Source organism: Dyadobacter bucti (assembly GCF_005869225.1).
GTDB lineage: Bacteria > Bacteroidota > Bacteroidia > Cytophagales > Spirosomataceae > Dyadobacter > Dyadobacter bucti.
In genome coordinates, this window is record NZ_SWFP01000001.1 from 804,268 (window position 1) to 824,012 (window position 19,745).

Below are 19,745 nucleotides of genomic sequence, written 5' to 3' on the forward strand. Positions count from 1 at the left end.
CCGTCAAAGTTCAGAAAAATAAAAGCCCCAGGCTCGTTTTAACTGATCCACTTTGACAAGAACGGTGTTTTCACCTGCCTGCATGGGCACTTCCACAATATCCTGATTGGGCTCGGCTTTCCTGGAAACAGGACGGTCGAGCACCAGTTTTCCATTGACCCACACACGTACCCCATCGTTACTTCCCACCCCGAATTTCATGGTTTTTGGTTTGGCTATTTTAAAAGTACGGGCAGCATAACCGATCACATTTTCATTGGGTGAAAACAGTTTCGCAAAATCAATGTAACCCGACGACCTGTCTTCGTACTTTTTCCAGCTGACTGCCTGTCCATCCGACGTTACAAAATTCTGTTTTGGATTAAAACCTTTTTCCGGGGCAAGCTTTTTTGCCAGACCTTTCCCGTCCGAATTATCAAATGGCCCCGCCAGCCACCAGTCGGAATAGAATGTGGGTGCGTTTTCTACCCTGCTTATGAATGCGGCGAGATTGCCATAAGTGGCTTCCATATCGCCTATTGCCCGGATACGGTGTTTCGCTATTACTTTTCTGAATCTTGCCAATGCCGCAGGCAATTCTGCTTTGCTGAGATAAGCAGTGCCGCCGATGGAGTAGAAAAATAGTTTGGTATACAACACCGGCAGATAAGCCAGCTCCACGCGCCCCGCGAGCGCAGTATCCCCTTGCGCGGCTTTAAAAGCAAGTTGAAAAAGACTGTCGGCTTTCTGAATAGTTGGCACACCCAGGTAATTGACCTCGATAGGATGCGACCAGATCCCGAAAAATACTTCCTTCGGCTTTACCTGCCAATGGAGCAGCCCGATGTATGCACTGATATAGGGTGACGCGCCGCCATAAACGTTGGCAACAAATTCATCGATCAGCTTTTGTCCGTCTTTTTTTGCATTCCACATCAGCTGGGCAAAAACCCAGGCCCGCAATTCCGAAAACTCGCCCCCGCCATTGTCAGGAACATTGTTACCCTGCGCAAACAACCCGACAATCCCTCTGTCCGCATAATACCGCACATCATTTTTAAGGGTTTCAAAGTTGGGAAAAGGCATCAGGTATTGGGAAAAATCTGTAAAATAATCCCAAACGGTCACTCTTTTTGCAATTTTCTGCCAGGCATCGATCCTATCGCGGTAAGGCTTATGGTTGTCACAGGCCTCGATCGGATGGGCTGAACAATAATTATAATGGCAAAGGCGAATTGTAACGTTATCCGCCGGACGGATGGTCGCAGGCGGGATTTCCGTGTAGGCGTATGCGAGCGTTTGCAGCTTGATGTCCGGGTATACCTTCCCCACGGTGTCGGCAATGCGGTTTACAAAAGCCAGCAGCGAACCCGAGTGGCTTCCTTCCTTGTCGTCAATGGCCTTGCAATGCACACATTCGCAATAAGCCTCCCCATCGTTCTGATCTACCGAGAAAACATTGGCTTCCGGGTGTTCCTTAATCCAGGCAAACACCTGGGCGGTAGCGATTTTCAGCACTTCGGGATTGGTCAGACATAGCTGTGCATCCTTTCCTTTGCGTACCCCGGCCACTTCCGAAAAATACTCCGGATGCTTTTCAAAATGAGTTTCAGGTGGTACCAGCGCATAAAACGTATGCACGAAAGGAAAAGTGACATAGCTTCCGCCCAGCGAGTCAGGGATTGGTTTTCCACTCGGATTAAGCCTGTTATGCATCGCCCAGCGTGCATTGTAAGCTTCTTCATACCACGCTTCTCGGTATTCAAAGGAAGGCTTCTGCCGGTCATTGAGAGCAGTCAACCTGATGGTTTTCTGCTGCGGCACTTTGGTCACCTCCCGCGTGTACCACCGGCAGCCGAGATAATCGGACAGATAACCGATGACCCCGTACAAAGTCCCTCGGGGCGCGCCGCCTGCAAGCAGCAGGTTTTTACCGTCAGAGCGGATTATAAATTCTTCTTTATCAAATTTTTCCGGCTGCACATCTGCCAGCAATTCCTTGGGTGCGTTTTTAAAACCAATATAAACGGCAGCTTTCCCATTGGTAGTCTGATGGACCACGGGAAGCCGGCAGCCGCTGATTTTTTCAAGATATGTCTGCAATTCCAGTGCGGCGTGCTTTTCAACGACCGAAGCTGTTTCCGAAACGAAGATCTGATAATCGCTTCTGCCGTTTTCTACCAGCAAACCCTGGGAATGAGCGTGCAGGGATATTATCAGCAGGACAAAAAACACCTGCCAGCGAATGACCATCGCTGTTTTTCCAAGCATATGTTTCATGATTTAATGTCGGGTTTTTAACAAATACAATTTTCCTTCACCAGGCAGAAAAGTCTCTGTCAGAAGACGAGCTTTTTTATCAAAAGGCACTTTTTTCGGCTTGCCGTCCGAGGCTGGGATCTGCTGTATTTTCTTTACCTCAGCGGAAACCCGGAATGCGACCTGTGCCGGCTCTTGAAAGGATTTATTGACCAGCATCACATAGGTTTTGCCATCGTACCGGTCTTTGAAACGCGTAAGGATCACTTTGGATGTCGGGTCCTGCGGACGCACCACAAAGTCGGCGGGCGGTAGCTGCGTACCCATCCAGAGGCTGTCGCCGGAATGATATACTTCATTGGCGTCCAGCCGGATGAGTGTTTTCCCCAAAGTTTTCATTTCCGCATTAAATGCCTTGAAAGGTTCATAAAGGTTCGTTTTCTGACCGAGCGAGTCGATCACCGAATTCATGAATACCTGGCTGCCCTGGCCGGTGGGGGTAGCATAGCAAAACCAGACCGGATTCTTGATCCCGTATGCCAGATTGGAGTATACATTCAGCCGCATTTCGTCGACCGTCGGGCGCCTGTAAATATCCACGATACCAAATGACTGCAGGTAATTGGCAGTTTTAACATGATACTTCAGCCCGGCCCTCCTGATAATATCCAGGTTGTTGTAATAGGATTTCTCAAACCGTCCGTTTCGCTTGTACGGGTAAATATCGAAGGAAAGGTAACGCAGGTTCTCTTTGCCCACGCCTTCGATCCACCGTTCCACATAGCCTTTTTCGTAATTTTCTAGCGCAAAATCGGGGAACAGGTTGACGTGCGGGTTACGGGCAGTATCCAGCTGACCAATAAGCCGGTATGTTTTGATTGCCCAGTCGAGCATAGTGCTGTCGGGTTCGTCGCGGATGTAATATCCGCCTGTCGCGGGGTGGTTCCGATAAGTATCGACCATCGCCCTGATCTCCTCCTCGCTGCCGGTCACCCGGGGATCGGATACGTATACTTTCATGCCGTATTTTTGGGCAAGATCGAGCATGCGGAAATTCTTTTCGGGAGTGTTCAGGTCGGTGCTTGAAACGTTCTGAACAATGTCCACATGCGTTTCGCTCAGGATGCGGTACTGCTCGTCGGTAGTATGTTTCCACACCGGCGGCCAGAAAATTCCGATACTGAAAACATCGTCTTTATGCTGGGCACTGACATGGAAGCAGCAAAGCCATAGTATGGCCGGTAAAATTCTTTTCAGGAAAAAGCGCATTTTTTAAAAGGATTTAGGATTTCCGTTCCGCAAGGCAGGCACGGAGCTATATTGAATACGCGCAATTGTTACCGAAAGGCTATCTGACCGGCTGGCTTTGTTACACCCGCAGTTTATTTTTCCCTGATGTACTTTTTGCTGATTTCTTCACTACGGAGTTCCGCTTTGGTAGTTCTTTCGTAGAGCGAAAGTTCGTCCTGCGACGTTTGTTCAACCCGGTAGCATTTGGTTACACCATCGGTTACTGCTTCCATGATGTCGTTCTCGAAATTCAAAAAGTAATCGTAAGTCAAAAACTTGGTTTCTGGCCCGGTTTCAGGCTTTTTATAGGAAATAGCAATGGTCATATAGCCGCTCTCTTTCCGGAAGGTCAGGGTTTCTGCATAAAAATCAGATCCCTGCCCCTGCGTCTTATACGTCCAGTTGCCTACCAGGTACTCCGCCAGCTCTTTGTCCTTGACAACGTCGGCCAGCGTCCGGGGTGTAGCACTGCCCTGCATACAGGATTGAGCCACACAAAACAAGGTGGTTAATGCAAAGAAGAATAAAAGTTTTTTCATGGAATGGCAGTAGCTAACCCGTTGAAAACCTAAGACTTTGTTTGTCCGGGACGATTTATTTTAATAGAGGATTGACATTATAGACGTAATTCTACAAAAACCAAAACTAATATCAAAAAATGCGCGAAATAATTATTTTTTCGCTTTGCTACTTATCAACTATTTACAATAATCTCTGAAAACTTTTATATAAAATCCCACTTCACACATGCTATACATGACACCTACCGGTACGCTCTGGATCAAACTGCCTTACCAGCCGGCAGAACTCCCGGCTGGTAAAACATAGTCTGATTTCACTTTACCAGGGTTTTGAAGTTCCCTGGATCAGCCACATTTTGGACCACTGCTCGTTTGTCGCCGGGGTTAAGCGGGAAATCGCCGTGTTGGTGCTGGCCGCATTGTAATTCAGCTCACTCTCTCCGTAAATGTAGCGGACCGGGATCTTCTCACCCATCGCTCCGTTCTGAACGTTTTTGCCAATATCCGGAAAACCTGTCCGTCTCCAGTCGAACCAGCCTTCCATGGTTGAGAAAGATGCCAGCCATTTCTGCTGCATGACCAACTCCAGCGGGTCGGCTGCTGCCTTAAATTCCTTTTCCAGCGCGCTCAGAAAAGTAACCGGTTGAAAAGCTTCGGTCGCGTGGGTGATCGGGTTGTAAACCTTGGCGTCTCCGGCCGCAACACCATATTGTTCCAGCGAGGCGGATATCCCGGCAGCGGTATGCGTCCATGCGTCCGACGACAACCATCCGCGAACGGCCGCTTCCGCGAGCATAAAATTCACCTCCGAGGCCGATATAAAAGTACTTTTCACCAGCGGGCTTGTGTTAGCCCTGTACATGGTACCGAGGTAGGACACAAAGGGGTTGGCTGCACCGCCATCATAAATCCCGCTGCCCAGCGCCACTGCCTGCGCCCGGTGCGCAGCATTGTTATTGTTATAGCTGTCCGGGTCCGAGAGTGCGATTTTCAAACCGACGTACAAGGAAGTATCAGTCCCGGCGATGTAAGTTTTCACGTATCTTTTCACCGCCCCCGCGGCATCTTTTGCAATCACCACATCAGCGCCGCGGTCACGCACCAAAGTCTGTACTTCTACCGGCCTGAACCAGATCGTGAGCCGTGGGTCTTTGCGGATTTTCAGATAATCCACTACTGTGGAAGCTGCTTTTACCCGGTAAAACTCAGACTCTCCCGTCGTGATCAGCGGCCCGAGCGGCCAGGAATCTATTGTGTTGGTACCCGGAAAACCTACCGAAGCATTGTCGGTAGCAGCGGTAATGATCGGATATTTGACAGCATCAGCAATCATTTTGGTGAAATCCGCGCTGACATTGATGCCAGCCGCGGTCATATCCGCGGCTTTTTCCGACAGCCTCAGCAGGTATCTCAGGTGGAGTGAGTTGGCAAATTTCCGCCATTTGAGCACGTCTCCGCCATACAATATATCAGCCTTTTTCATCACCGCGGAGCTGACAGCCCCCGCCTTTTGCAAGTCCGTGTTAGCTTCTTCCAGGTCGGCGATGATACCGGCAAAAACATCCTTCTGCGCATCAAATGCAGGTTGGAGATTTGCAGTCCCCCGAAAAGCCTCTTTGTAAGGAATATCGCCCCACATGGAGCTGTGCATCCCGAACCAGAATGCCTGCATTACCTTCGCGGTACCCTTGATGAACAGCGAGTCGGGATTGCCTGGTGCGCGGGTTTCGAGATAGGCAGCATTGGACAACGGCTGGTGCAGGCCCCGGTAATCGAAAGACAGGGGCGCCCAGGCAAACTGATTTGTGATCGAATATTCCAGAAAATCCCGCTGGGTATACTGCATCGCATCGGGAACCAGTTTCTGTGTTACATTCCCTGCAAAAGTCAGATCCGTCAGTTCGGTGGCGCTGCCCGAAATCACGGAAGTCAGCACATAAGCCGGGTTCACTTTATCGTCCGTCAGCTCATTGGGATTGCGGTTGATTTCGGTAAGGTCCTGACAGCCAGTAACCAGCAGCATAACGAACAAGCCCGAAAAACCACTCCATGTACCGAATCTATGAATGGATATCATGTTGAACTGCATTTAGAATTGAATGTTTAATTTAAGACCGACCGACATGGTCGTAGGATAAAAAGAAGCCCTGTCGAAGCCCAGCAGGTAGTTGGTAGACGTTGAAAACTGATCGTTGGTGTTCATCATCGTAGATTCCGGGTCCAGATGGTTTTTTGCTTTGGTCCACAACATAATGTTCCGGGCAAAAACCGACACCGACACTCCACCCGATGCGACCCGCCGCGTGATCGTTTCCGGCAGGCGGTATGCGATTGCCAGTTCTCTAAGTTTGATAAAAGATGCATCGTAAATCCAGCTCTGCACGCCCCGGCTCCAGTAACCCGATCCTGGATCGGCGATGAGGTCACTACGGAAATATTTGGTCCCCGCAGCTCCGAAATTCTCGATATACTCGCCGTTTCCGTCCGAAATCACACCCGGGAAAAATGCTCCGTTCGCAACGGCTCCTCCATAATCAAAGCCACCCAGTTCCGCCGTGCGCCCGCCCACGTATGTCAGACCATCCATCGCATTGTATTTCTGAGGATTATTTTTGATTTCGGCAGCCAGCTGGGCATTGTCCCCGTTGAAAGAATTGTTGCTGAGTATACCGGTAAAAGTGCTGGAACCGTCCCCCTTGTACCAGCTGTCCTGGCGGCCGTCCCGGGTCATGCGTTTCATGCTTTCGGAATAATAGTCCCCGCCTTTGCGCCAGTCGAGGCTGGCAGAGATCGTAAAACGTTTTACATTCAGATTGCTCTGCAGCCCGAGCGTGAAATCGGGGATAACATTGCCCAGCTTGATATTGGAAAGGCCCTGCTGAACGTAGCCATTGTTATTGAGCAAAGGCCAGCCCGCATATTCCCCCTCCGTTACACGGATCACATCCGGCCCCCAAAGGTCGCCGACGTTACCACCCAGGGTAGTCTGGCTGTAAATGTTGTTCCTCGACCAGAACTGGTGGTTGCTTACCCCCTCCGGCAAGGCTGTCAGCTTGCTTCGTTCTTTGGTAAAATTAAAAGTAACATCCCATAACAGGTCCTTTTTCTGAACCGGAACTGCACGGAGCGAAATTTCGACGCCCCTGTTGCGCACCACCCCGGCATTTACATTGGCACCGGTATAACCCGTAGAGCCGGAAACAGAAATACTGGTGATCTGTTTTTTGTCCTCCACATCATAATAGGTAAAGTTTAAGCCCAGCCGTTTTTTGAAAAATGCAGCGTCCAGACCGATTTCAGAGGAAATAATACTTTGCGGCAACAAATTGTTGGTTGGCGTCGTACCCGGCAGCGAATAAGTGGTATTCTCGCCCCAGGTAGATCTTGACAGCGCCATCGACAATCTGTAAGGATCGGTGTCCTTTCCGACATTGGCCCAGCCGCCCCGCAGTTTCAGAAGAGATATTGATTTGGGAAGTGCCAAAAGATCCGAAACGATCACGCTCAGAGAAGCCGAAGGATAAAAGTATGACCTGTTGTTGACGGGCAAAGTGCTGGACCAGTCGTTCCGTCCGGTAAGTTCCAGAAAAACCGCATCCCGGAATCCGAATGAAGCTGTTCCGTAAAGGCTGTTGATCCTTTTATTGATCTTGACCGCGGTATAGCCGACCGACGAACGGTCGATATTACTGGCAGTATACAGTCCCGGAAGTACATAACGCTGTCCCGTAATGGTCGCAAGCTGGTTATTCTGGAAAAACAGGTTTCCTCCCCCGGAAGCATCCACAGAAAAGTGGCCGAGCACTTTTTTATAGTTCAAAAGAAAATCCGTATTGATCTCCTGAAAATTCCGGGATATATGTGAGTACCCTCCCTGCGGCAATGATTTTTCGGACATGGCAGTCCGGTTATCGGTCGTGTAAGACTCATTGAAGCCCCCAACCCTTGCCATCAGGCTGAGATCGTCGGTCATGTTATAATTCAGCCTCACATTGCCGTAAGGCCTTACTTTTCTGAAAGTATTGATGTTTTCATTTACAGTAAACCATGGATTGTTAAAGCCGTTTGCCCAGACATTCTGCTGAACATCCTTCTCGGCCCAGTAATTTTTCAGATCGTTAATATCCAGCCAGTTCGGGGTAAAATAAAGATCCTCGTAGGGATAATTGTCGTAGGATAAACCTCTGAAATTATCCGATCCGGAATTGAGATAGTTAAAATTGGCATTCACGCTCAGCTTTTTGGTGAACTGGTAACTGGCTGAAAGCGCGAGTGCGTCTTTGCGCAGGTTGCTCTGCGGGTACACGCCTTTCACACGTGTATCTGAAAGCGAGAGGGAAAAGCTCAGCTTTTCATTGGTGTTTGAAATCGTGATGTCATTTACATAGCTGTTTCCGACAGTTACGAAATCAGTAACATTGTCGGGATGGGGTGTCAGCGGCGTGGCTTCACCGTTGGTTCCGAACCTCGCCACCGATGTTCCCATTTCGGGTCCCCACCAAAGGTTGGTCGCCTGGTTAAAATTTCCGTTGGAGCCGGTGGCAAACCGCTGCTGGATGGGTACGTACTGGTAGGGAATGCTGGCGGTGTAAGCTGCATTCACACTTACTCCCAAACCTTTTTTTCCCTTATTGCCGCTTTTGGTAGTGATCAGCAACACCCCGCTCCCTGCTCTCGAACCATATAACGCAGCCGCACTCGGCCCTTTCAGCACATTCACGCTTTCAATATTGTCCGCGCTCAGGTCGGACAGTACGCTGATGTCCGTGCCGGTCGGCAGGCCGTCCACCACGATAAGGGGAGAATTATTGCCTGACAACGAAGTGTAGCCGCGGATCAGCACAATAGGATCGCTGTTCATATCGGGCGTAGTGTTGATCACCCGCACTCCGGTTACTTTTCCCGTAAGTCCATTGACCACATTGTCCTGCGGGACCCTTGTCAGGTCTTCATTCTTGATTTCACTGACCGAGTATCCCAGCGCTTTTTTGCTGCGCTGCAACCCAAGCGCCGTCACCACCACTTCGTCCAGCGACTTGTTGTCCTGCAAAAGGCGAATGGTCAGCTGGCTTTCTTTACCCACCGTAATATCCTGAGAAACATACCCAACGAATGAAAATGTGAGAATGGCCCCCTGATCCGGTATTTGCAGTGAAAAGCGTCCGTTTTCATCGGTCGTGGTCCCGCGTTGCTCGCCTTTCAGCAGGATGCTCACCCCCGGCAGCGGCTGCTGCTGGTCATCGAACACGGTTCCGGTAACGCTCCTTTCTGCCGGTATTTCCGGGATAAATGATTGAACACTATCTGCTAAAACCGTCACAGGAAGGCTCAGGATAATACGCTTCCCCATACTCCGGTAATTGATCTTATCGGGTAAAAACAGTTCGTCGAGAATCTGCGCAACTGTTTTTTCACTGGAACTGATACTTACTTTCCGGTTCAGCGGGATTGAACGTGAGCTATATACGAAACTTACTTTTGCCTGATTTTCCAGCTTTTCCAGCACGGCCCTGATACTCGTTTCCCGCACGTTAAGCTTTACTTTGGCATACAAAAGATCCTGTGTCTGCGTGCCTGGATCCTCCGGAAACCCGAAGGCCAGGAATGGCAGAAGGATCAGGGCGAGCAATATTTTCCCGCAAGACTTGTACCGTCTTCCTTTTTTCATACTTTCCAATATTTTGGGTTAACAAGCGTTTTCCGGGATTTTCCGGAATGTCATTGATTAGGTACTACGCGGCCTGATACCGGCCCACAACCTCCTCCACTGATGTAAATACCAGCCTGATCTACGGTAAAGTGTGCATTCAAAGCACTCATCACGATGTCCAGCTGGGTTGAAAGGTCTTCGTCCGACAGGTCGGCTGTGACGGGGCAGTTGGGCAACTCCCGGTTTTCGACCCGGATTTCCACCCCATAGGACTTTTCCAGCACCGTGATCACCTCCGCGAGCGGGCGGTCATTGAACAGAAAGATATTGTCCGTTCGAACACCGGCCACAGGTTTCGGCGTTTCCACCAGACCAACCACCAGTTCAGGCTTGCCCGGCTGATAAGTTGCTTTCAGATTGGCGGTGAGGATCACGCGTTGCGTTTCGCGTCCGGCGACCGGCTGGCCGTCTTTCCCGAGCATCGCGACTTCGACCTTTCCTGAGATCACTTCCACCTGCGTTGCCCCGCCCGACGGATTTTTCCTGATACTGAATTCGGTGCCCAGTACACGTGTCAGGATCGCCCCTGCCCGGACAATAAAGGGAATGTTTCTGTTTTTGGTAACTGAAAAAAATGCATCTCCCGTCAAAAGGACCGTGCGGGTAACTTTGTTAAAATCCGCCTCGTACTCGATACGTGAACCGGGATCCAGCTTAACGATACTCCGATCCGGCAATACAACCCGAAGCGGTGAATCCGTCCGGTTTTGCTGCACGACCGAAGTGCCGGAGGTAGCGGGCCCGTTTTCTTTCAGGTTCTTTGAAAGCTGGAACCAGGCAAAACCGCAAACCAGCAGAAGAACAGCCGCGGCGGGATAAAAGTAACGGAAACGGTTTCCGGAGCGGTGCACAGCATCCGGGCGGCCCTGATCAGAGGCTGTCCGTTCGATTATTTTCATCCATACCTTTTCGTGCTCTCCCGGTTTCCGGCTCACATCGATGTCCGGATCGTCCAGGGCTTCATACCAGGTTTCCATAGCCTCACTTTCGTTGGCATCAGACTTACCTCTCCGGAACCGGGCAAGCATTTTCAGGAAACCTTCGGTGGTGTTGGACCCCATGTTTTGCGGGTTGTTTAGTGACAAGACGTTTCATTGCGGAATCACCGCAAATGGTACCGTCATTTTTTTTATTTATGAAGAAAATAATACGATCCAGAGCGGAAGAAAATCTTTCAGTGCCGTCCGCATGGTGCGTAAAGCAACTGTGATATGGTATTCCACAGTTCTTTTGGGAAGGGAAAGCAGTTTCGAGATTTCCCCGGCGGATAACATTTCCCGGCGGTTAAGCTGGAAAATTTCCTTTGTTTTTTCGGGCATTGTACGCATTGCAGTATCAATGGCATTACTGAGCTCGTGCAGGGCCAGGAGGTCAGCGGTGGTATTCCCGAATTCCTCTGCCCGGCTTGCAAACTCCCGGGCGTAATTCCTGCGGACGATCTGCGCACGGACGTAGTCGAGAACCTTGTTCCGTACAGACCGCAGCAAGTAGTTCCGGATAAGCCCGATCTCCGCCTGGTGACGGTTTTCCCAGAGATTTACAAACACATCCTGCACGATTTCCTCCGCGACTTCCTTTTCGTGCGTTTTTCTGAGCGCGAGACGGTACATTTCTTCCTGATACCGCTCATAAAGATCACGGAATGCCTTTCGGTCACCGTTGGCGAGATTGGAAACCAGTTGCGTGTCACTTGGAAGAAAAGGGTTCATTGATATACTAAGCTACACGCCTATAATGAAGGATGTAAAAGTAGGAGCATAATATGATCGGGATATTAACAAGCCGTTAATCTAAGATTAAGACGTCGGAAATGCAACCGAAAAGCCATTAATCGGTCAAACAAAAACGGCTTCGCGAATGAACTGATCTCTTCGCCCCTGTTCTGGTTTCTTACCGGGTCAAACTGACGCAAAAATTACCCAGAATCAGATGTTCGATAACTGGAACAATTTTAGTTAGCTGACCTGAAAGCCAGACCGATATGCAACCTGTATACCCGAAATTAGAATCCTATCCTGAAAATGAACTGGTTGCCCTGCTCAGAAGCAATCACAGAGGAGCTTTTGAGTATTTATATGAACATTATGCGCCAGCGCTGTACGGGATCATCTGCAAAATTTTAAAAGACAGGGACAAGGCCGATGATGTTTTGCAGGATTCTTTTCTCAAAATTTGGAGAAACATCAGATTTTACAATTCTGAAAAAGGAACGCTCTTTACCTGGATGCTGAATGTGGCACGTAATACTGCTATTGACAAGTTGCGATCAGATGTAAAATTCGACCAAAATGTGGACCTGGAAAATGTACCGGAAACCCAGCTTTGCAGAGATGCGATCTTTAATCCAGTGCCAGCAACAATGGATGTAAGCCTGGTGGTCGGATGGCTGGTCCCGGAAAGAAAGGTACTGATCGAAATGGTTTATTTTCAAGGTTATACGCATCAGGAGGTGTCTGAGCAGCTCAATATCCCGCTTGGTACCGTCAAGTCACGGATCAGAGCGGCCTTACTGGAGTTGAGACAGATATTTGCGGTTCCCGCCCCGGCTGAAAGACTTCAATTTGCCTGAGAGAATGGCAGGTACACCTCGAAACTCGCTCCTTTATTTTCTTTACATCCGGCAACAATATGTCCGTTGTGGGCTTCGACGATCTTTTTGCAGATTGAAAGCCCGATACCAGTCCCCTCAAAATCACGGGCGCTGTTCAGGCGCTGAAAAATGGTGAATATCCTGTCGGCAAATTGCTCGTCAAATCCGATTCCCTCATCATTGAACGTTACGAGGGCATACTTTGTAAAAGGCTGCAAAAAATTATGTTCAGGTGTTTCACCTGCTTCAATGGCCCGGTAAGTGATGTCAATGCGTGGCTGCTCCCTGGTAAACTTCAGACCGTTGCTGAGCATGTTATAAAAAAGCTGGTTCATATGCAGCGGCACTGCCTCTATCACCGGAAGCCTGTCAGAAACGATTCGTGCTTCCTTCTGCTGGATCGATAGTTCCAGATCACTTTTTACATTTGCAAGCACCTGGTTAAGATCTACTTCGTTAAACCTCGAATCGGAGTTGACGATCCTTGAATAACTCAGAAGATCATTGATGAGCGCTGACATGCGTTTAGAGGAAGAAATGACCCTTTCGAGGTAATCCAGCGTTTTGTTGTCCGATCCGGAAGTATATTGTTTGATCAGCCCGGAAAATACCTGGATTTTTCGAAGCGGTTCCTGCAGGTCATGACTGGTGATGTAGGCAAACTGTTCCAGTTCCCTGTTGGTTTTGATCAGCATTTCATTGCTTTTTACCAATTCGGCAGTGCGCAAGGACACGTGCCTTTCCAGGGTTTCCTGCTGGGTTTTCTGATCATGGATATCTGTACTTGTCCCCACCCAGGAGGTAATCTCGCCAGACTCTGCGCGTTGGGCGATACCCCGGCTGAGATGCCACCGGTACTCGCCGTCATGCCTTCTGTACCGGTGTTTATAAGTAAAATCCTCTCCGGTTCTCATCGCCTGTTGCCAAGCCTTCATATTGTCGGAGCGGTCGTCGGGATGAACGATGCTGATCAGCCCGCCTTCGAGGAGTTCTTCCTGCGAAAGGCCAGAGTAATGGATGGTGAATTCATTATAAAAGTTTTTGCCGCCCTCCCTGTCGATCCGCCACACCAGCAGCGGCATACTGTTGGCAAGCACCCTGAAACGGCTTTCACTTTCGCGTATGAATTCCAGCGCGGTGATCAGCTCGGTCACATCATTGGCAACCACCATTACGCCGGTGACCGTGCCATCCAGGTTTTTCAGCGGCTCCAGTGAAAGGTTGACGTACAACTTTTTTGATCTGCTGCCGCGCGAAATATTCAGCGGCCATTCACGCAGTATGCGGGACTTACCGGACACCAGCACCTCATGCGCAATCACATCCAGGCCGTCGGAAGGCGCCCGTTTGAAGGCGGACAAATACGGCAATCCTACCACCTGTTCACTGGTTTTCCCCCAGTAGGTCAGCATCAAATTATTCGCCACCTCAATGACCTGCTCGTGTCCGCGGAAAATCCCTATCGCCACCGGAGCCTGGTGAAAGATGTTCCTGAGCTCAGACTCTGTCTTTTTCCTCACTGCATTCACCCGAATGAGGGCATTCACCTTGGTAAGCAATTCTCTGGCAGAAAACGGCTTCACCAGATAATCGTCCGCGCCCCAGTCCAGCCCCTCGATCCTCGACTCCTCCCCCGCCCGGGCCGAAAGCAGGATCACCGGTATATGCTGCACCCGGGCCTCCCGGAAATGCATGAGCATCTGTCGGCCATCCATTACCGGCATCATAATGTCGCTGATGATGAGGTCAGGCGTATTGATCCGCGCTTTTTCTATACCATCCTCACCGTTGACAGCATAGTCGACGGTAAAGTATACGGACAGGAGGCGCCCAAGATAAAAACGCATATCGGCGTTATCGTCCACGATCAGCACACGCACATCCTTCTGCACTTCCATGCCAGGACCATCCTGCGAGACGTCGTCGTCCCCGGTGGCTGTGACGGTTTCGGCCTCCGTCGGCGCAAGCAGGCTCATCGCCTCCCTTACAAACGTCTGCCGCTGCGCGGAAGCCTGCTGCCTGTCTCTTTGGTTAACAATCTGCTCACTTTTCAGGTGGTCGTCGCCCAGCGGGATCAGTACTGTAAACACCGAACCTTTCCCCAGCTCGCTTGCAACCGAGATCGTTCCGTGATGGAGATGAATGAGTTCCCTGATCAGCGACAGGCCGATGCCCGTACCTTCGTGGGTGCGTCCCAAAGAATTTTCGACCCGGTGGAAGCGTTCGAACATGTGGGGCAGCTCGTTTTCCGGGATGCCCACGCCGGTGTCGGATACCTGCAGACAGGCCTGACCGTCTTTTTCAGATACTGAAACAGTTATAGTTCCTTTCAGTGTATATTTAAATGCGTTGGACAAAAGGTTCAACACGATTTTTTCCCACATATCCCTGTCAACATACACGGGTGCAGTTAAATAAGGCTCTTGGATGGCTAGCTCCATCCCGGCACTTTCGATGACCGAACGGAAGTTAGAAGCGAGGTCGGCAGTGAGTGCGCCGAGGTTCACGCTTTCAAAAACCGCCTTTACCCTGCCGGCTTCCGTTCTGCTGAAATCGAGAAGATTATTGACAAGTTTCAAAAGCCGCAGCGCATTGCGGTTCATCGTTTCCACGTCTTCCCGCTGAATCCGCTGCTCCGGCTGGGGTTTTTCCATGAGTTCCTGCAAAGGCCCGAGGATCAAAGTAAGCGGCGTCCTGAATTCGTGACTGACATTGCTGAAGAAAGCCGTCTTGGCTTCATCAATTTCTGCAAGCTGCTGCGCCCTTTTCTGTTGTTCCTGGTAGGCATCTACATTTGAAAAAGCAGTAGAGACGGTATTGGCCAGGAGCTCGAAAAAATTCTCATATTCCTGATCCAGTGCGCGGGCGCTGCTCACGCCTGCGACCATGAATCCATAAGGTTTCTGACGACCGCCTATCAGCACAGGAAAAATGAGGGCTGTATGGGGCTGCTGCTCAAAAGGTCCGCTCCCAAATTCCCCGAAATGCACCTGAAGGTTTTCAACCCTTTGCGGGCTGCCCGTTTCCAGGACTTCGAAAAATGGCCAGGCTTCCCCTCCCGGGCGTGTTGTATCCATTACGGGCCATACCAGTGCATCCCCGGTAATTCCCGAGGAAGTTTTTAGTTTGGCATGGTCGGCTTTTTCGCTCAGCTCATAAAGCTGAATGAAAGGAAGATCATAGATAAATGCGGGATGTGCTTTCAAAAGCTGCTCGCAGATCTGTTCGATACTTTTGGCTTTTCCTATATGTACTGCCAGATCCCGGAGCACCTGTGTTCTTCGGGCACTCAGGATTTGTTCGGTTGTCTCAGTTATCGGGTGAAAAATCCCGCCCACATTGCCCGACTCATCGCGGATCGGGGCAAAAGAAAAAGTCATGAATGCTTCCTCGATGTATCCGTAGCGGTCGAGCAGCATCTGCTGGTCTTTGATATAGGTACCTTCGCCGGCAAGCCCCCGGTCAAAAGCGTCCCCCACCACCGGCAGGGCTGTTTCCCAGCAAATCTTGAAATTCTGCCCCATCGCCTGCGGGTGTTTGGCGCCACAGATCGGTCGGTAGCTGTCGTTGTAGATCTGGATCAGTTCGGGTCCCCAGGCGATCAGGATCGGGAAGGTTGAAGAAAGGCAGAGGCTGACGGTTGTACGCAAACTTTGCGGCCAGTTGTCAACCGGCCCGAGGGCGGTTTTACTCCAGTCCATAGAGCGGATCAGCGCTCCCATCTCACCACCTCCTGACAAAAACTGCTGGTTTTCAACCAAATCTTGCATCGTATTTTCAATCCTGATGAGCCGCATGGTCAAAAAACCACGTCTTTTTGCAAATTAACCACGATAAGGCAGAAAACGACAGGATGACGCCTAATTTTTCAGAGCCCACCCTGTGCGATTTACACGCCATGATCAGGTTTTAACAGTTCATTGTCACAACCAGCTGCTCCTGTTTCATGCCCGGTTCCAGCTTTTTAATATTCTGATTGGCTGTGGGGATCATGTTATGCGTTACGCAGGCAATGATCACAGGCGTGAAAGAATGTTTTTAATACGCATATCTTGACTAAATAGTTTTGAAATACCCAGATGTTTCCAAAGAACAGATACCTGGCGGGAAAAATGTACAATGAAAGTCGCAATTTGTGCCTTCGCCGGGTTTGGTCGCTGATGTACCTTTGTCCTGTTACAATATCACCAGGTTATCCATTCTGATTTTTTCACTCAAAATACAATGAACATGGCACAGCACAGACCTTTTAAAGGCGAAGACGATCCAGCTATTTTTACTGAAGTAAAAGCATTTCTTAAAGCCCTAAATTCCGGTGGCGGCGAACCGATTGAAAAACTGAGCCCCGCAGATGCACGTCAAGTGCTTGTCGGTGCACAGAAATCGGTAGAAGTTGACTATTCCGGTATTGAGGAAAGTGAACGTCAGATTACGCAGAACGGTCTGACCGTCAACATTCACGTCACCAAGCCTGTCGGTGCCGCAGCAAATGCGCCGGTATTTGTTTTTATTCACGGCGGCGGCTGGGTGCTGGGCGACTACCCTACTCACCGCAGGCTGGTCCGGGACCTGGTTGTGGAAAGTGGTGCCGTAGCCGTATTTCCAGATTATACGCCGTCTCCGGAGGCGAAATATCCAACGGCTATCAACGAGATTTACGCAGCTACCCAGTGGGTAGCCGAAAATGGAAATGAGATAGGTGTTGACGGCAAAAATCTGGCAGTAGTGGGCAACAGCGTAGGCGGAAATATGGCTGCCGTAATTGCATTGATGGCCAAAAATAAAAAAGGGCCTGCGATCCGGCTTCAGGTGCTGCTATGGCCCGTAACCGACGCCAACTTTGAAACCGAATCGTACAATCTGTTTGCCGAAGAGCGGTTCCTTACCAAAAATATGATGAAGTGGTTCTGGGACAGTTACCTGTCCGATACCACTAAACGTAACGAAATCTATGCCTCTCCTTTGCAAGCTGAGATTGAGGCTTTAAAAGGCTTGCCGGCGGCGCTGGTGCAAACCGCTGAAAACGACGTGTTGCGCGACGAAGGCGAAGCTTATGCCAGGAAGCTGGATGAGGCAGGTGTGCCTGTTACCTTGACCAGATATGCAGGTCTTATCCACGATTATGGCCTGCTCAATCCGATCGCGCACGTTCCGGCGATACAGGTTGCGATCACGCAGGCAGCTGCAGTAATCAAAAAGCAGCTCAGCTAGCCGATAGATTGGCAGCGGTTGGATGCCTGCGGGCAATTCCACCGGAGGGGAGACAAAAGTGACAATCAGATCGAAACAAGATCATCTTCCGGAAAACCAGCTTCCGTCTCCTCTCCGGATTCCGTTTTATAGCGGCAGCGGACTTCCCCCTGCCCTTCTGCGTCATCTTTAGTATAACCTACTACGGTCATTCCACGGGTGCCATTCTTCTCTTTTACCCAGTCGCCTTCTTTGAATTTCGTATCATCCATCATTGTGATTTTTAAGGCTGTCGGCCGAGTTTAATAGTTCATCCGCTGGCCTATTGATAAAACCGCACGGAATACAAGGGTTTTTGGATACGGCGTCTTTTACCCGGCTTCGACGCTGACGTCACAAGGTTGTGGTTCACAATTTCAAGCTCTTCGCTCTGAAACGGATTTGTATTTTCTGTCTTGGCTTTACGTATAAAACCATCCTGAAAGTCTGCTTCTATATTCTGTACTCTGGTTCTCATGGGTTCATTAGTTTGTTTGTGTATGATGGTAACTAAAATCATGCCTGGAATGACAACCAGGCATCTGATCTTAACCCGGCCTATTCGTGTTTGTTGGGTTTGTCTTTTTTCGGTTTAACGGAGGTGGTGTCGTCGTCATGCAGCTTGCTTGTAGAATCGCTGTTTAAATTGGACTGGTTTGTGGGGTATCCCAACGTATCTTTCTGCCCGCCTTCACCAGTTCCCAGTGCCGCACGGCTGGGTGTCGCTGAACTGTCATTGGCCGTTGTCTGCGAATCCGATCCACTGTCTTGGCCTGTGCTTTTGTCTTTTCCGCAAGAAGTGCATAAAAGCACGATAGCAAGACTGAAAATCCCTATGCTTTTGCCTATTGTTTTCATAAATGGTTTTAGTTTTTTGTGCCTAGATATCAATAACCGTTCCAACCGGGAACGATCCCCAGGTTTTTCACCCTGGCAGACACCAAAACCAATTCTGCCAACCCATACTCTGCAGAGAAACAACTTACCACAGTACTGATGATTATGTGCCTCAGAATGATGAAAATGGAGATTTTAATGTTCTGACCGCCTCTTCAGAGCCCATACATCCCCTTTCCAGACCGGATTACCGCCAGTATGCTTCCCGCTGAAAAGCCACAGCTGATCTTTGAATACCACACTGTGGCCACCGCTGCGCACGGTCCACGGCGCATGTTCGGTTTGTTGTATCCAGTTGATACCATTGCGCGAAAACCACACATCGTTCTGTGCGGCCAGGTGATGATCGGCAAGCGTATCCCGCCCTCCAAACACCCAGATCATGTCATCGTAGACAAGCGCCCCTTTGTCGGAGCGTTTTTTCCATGCTGCTTCGGATGTCAGCTGTGTCCAGTTTTTGCCGTCTGCCGAACGCCACACATCTCCCAAGCCCTGTCCGCCCAGCAGATAAAGCGTGTCTCGCATTACCAGCACGTCGGCTTCGTCCCTGGCCGACCATGGCGCCTGGTCTACCTCTTTTTCCCAAAACAAACCATCATGTGAAGACCAGATATCGTTCTTCATTTCCAGGGGAACAAAGTCGGGGGAGACATCCGTAACGCCTCCGAAAAGCCAGAGCTTATTCTTAAAAGCAACCATTGCATGACCTTTTCGGGGCTGCCATGCGGCATTTTCAGCCTTCTCCCAGGAAACACCGTCCGTGGTGGACCATACCTCGTTGAGCAGTTTCCTTTCCTGATACTGCATTCCTCCGTACATCCAAAGTTTATTATCGAAAAAAACCGGGGTAATACTGATACGCTCGCCCCAGTCCTTTTTGGGATGCCGGACCCAGTTTGTACCGTCAACCGACGACCAGGCCGATTTTTGACCTGCCATCCAGAGCTTTCCCTGAAAACCCAGCACCGGCTTCAACCCCATGGGGTAAGTACCCGGTTTCCATTCAAACTGATGAGACCCGTTTCCAAAAGGTAATATCTGTACCCACTCGTATTTTTTGTCGGGTGAGGCTGACAGAAATATCAGGAACGTTGCGGCAAGGATGCGGTTTCGATAGTCCATGGCTGATTATTTTAATTTAATAAAAAATCTTTCAGACAATGGCCGGACCCGAAAGTCCGACCGCTGTAAAGGAAGATAAAAACAACTGGTTCAGGAAATTAGATCGATCAACGACGCAGAAAGTAGAGGAAAAACCAATAGACTGGCT

14 protein-coding genes are annotated in these 19,745 nt (G+C 49.9%); 2 read left to right on the top strand and 12 right to left on the bottom strand.

What is annotated here, in order from left to right:
* Window positions 1–3 precede the first annotated feature (3 nt).
* The 7 genes from FBF61_RS02990 to FBF61_RS03020 all read right to left on the bottom strand — a co-directional run bounded on the left by FBF61_RS02990 (window position 4) and on the right by FBF61_RS03020 (window position 11,468).
* Window positions 4–2,259 carry a DUF4838 domain-containing protein gene (locus tag FBF61_RS02990; protein WP_138475673.1) on the bottom strand — a complete coding sequence of 752 codons (2,256 nt, stop codon included), beginning with the start codon at window positions 2,257–2,259 and terminating at the stop codon, window positions 4–6.
* 3 nt (window positions 2,260–2,262) lie between these two features.
* A complete protein-coding gene (locus FBF61_RS02995) occupies window positions 2,263–3,507 on the bottom strand; it encodes an alpha-amylase family protein (protein ID WP_138475674.1) in 1,245 nt (414 codons plus the stop codon).
* A gap of 113 nt (window positions 3,508–3,620) precedes the next feature.
* Window positions 3,621–4,067, bottom strand: a complete 447-nt coding sequence (locus FBF61_RS03000; RefSeq protein ID WP_138475675.1) for a hypothetical protein — start codon at window positions 4,065–4,067, stop codon at window positions 3,621–3,623.
* 301 nt (window positions 4,068–4,368) lie between these two features.
* Window positions 4,369–6,126 (bottom strand): SusD/RagB family nutrient-binding outer membrane lipoprotein, encoded by a 1,758-nt coding sequence (locus tag FBF61_RS03005; RefSeq protein WP_166444406.1) that lies wholly within the window; start codon window positions 6,124–6,126, stop codon window positions 4,369–4,371.
* 12 nt (window positions 6,127–6,138) lie between these two features.
* On the bottom strand, window positions 6,139–9,717 hold the full coding sequence (locus tag FBF61_RS03010; RefSeq protein WP_138475677.1) for a SusC/RagA family TonB-linked outer membrane protein: 3,579 nt from the start codon (window positions 9,715–9,717) through the stop codon (window positions 6,139–6,141).
* A 50-nt stretch (window positions 9,718–9,767) separates the two neighbouring features.
* Window positions 9,768–10,820 (bottom strand): FecR family protein, encoded by a 1,053-nt coding sequence (locus FBF61_RS03015; RefSeq protein ID WP_138475678.1) that lies wholly within the window; start codon window positions 10,818–10,820, stop codon window positions 9,768–9,770.
* A 72-nt stretch (window positions 10,821–10,892) separates the two neighbouring features.
* On the bottom strand, window positions 10,893–11,468 hold the full coding sequence (locus FBF61_RS03020; protein WP_138475679.1) for an RNA polymerase sigma-70 factor: 576 nt from the start codon (window positions 11,466–11,468) through the stop codon (window positions 10,893–10,895).
* A gap of 272 nt (window positions 11,469–11,740) precedes the next feature.
* Between FBF61_RS03020 and FBF61_RS03025 the strand changes: the two genes are divergently transcribed.
* A complete protein-coding gene (locus FBF61_RS03025; RefSeq protein WP_138475680.1) occupies window positions 11,741–12,328 on the top strand; it encodes an RNA polymerase sigma factor in 588 nt (195 codons plus the stop codon).
* Here FBF61_RS03025 and FBF61_RS03030 read toward each other — a convergent pair.
* A complete protein-coding gene (locus FBF61_RS03030) occupies window positions 12,316–16,119 on the bottom strand; it encodes an ATP-binding protein (RefSeq protein WP_166444407.1) in 3,804 nt (1,267 codons plus the stop codon). The genes FBF61_RS03025 and FBF61_RS03030 overlap by 13 nt on opposite strands.
* Window positions 16,120–16,579: 460 nt before the next feature.
* Here FBF61_RS03030 and FBF61_RS03035 point away from each other — a divergent pair, with 460 nt between their 5' ends.
* On the top strand, window positions 16,580–17,560 hold the full coding sequence (locus FBF61_RS03035) for an alpha/beta hydrolase (protein WP_138475682.1): 981 nt from the start codon (window positions 16,580–16,582) through the stop codon (window positions 17,558–17,560).
* Between the two features lie 65 nt (window positions 17,561–17,625).
* On the opposite strand, the gene FBF61_RS03040 is transcribed toward FBF61_RS03035, so the two are convergent.
* The 4 genes from FBF61_RS03040 to FBF61_RS03055 form a co-directional block, all read right to left on the bottom strand.
* Window positions 17,626–17,814 carry a YodC family protein gene (locus FBF61_RS03040; RefSeq protein WP_138475683.1) on the bottom strand — a complete coding sequence of 63 codons (189 nt, stop codon included), beginning with the start codon at window positions 17,812–17,814 and terminating at the stop codon, window positions 17,626–17,628.
* A gap of 47 nt (window positions 17,815–17,861) precedes the next feature.
* Window positions 17,862–18,056, bottom strand: a complete 195-nt coding sequence (locus tag FBF61_RS03045; protein WP_138475684.1) for a hypothetical protein — start codon at window positions 18,054–18,056, stop codon at window positions 17,862–17,864.
* Window positions 18,057–18,136: 80 nt separating this feature from the next.
* Window positions 18,137–18,436 (bottom strand): hypothetical protein, encoded by a 300-nt coding sequence (locus FBF61_RS03050; RefSeq protein WP_138475685.1) that lies wholly within the window; start codon window positions 18,434–18,436, stop codon window positions 18,137–18,139.
* 174 nt (window positions 18,437–18,610) lie between these two features.
* Window positions 18,611–19,597, bottom strand: a complete 987-nt coding sequence (locus FBF61_RS03055; RefSeq protein ID WP_138475686.1) for a Kelch repeat-containing protein — start codon at window positions 19,595–19,597, stop codon at window positions 18,611–18,613.
* Window positions 19,598–19,745 lie beyond the last annotated feature (148 nt).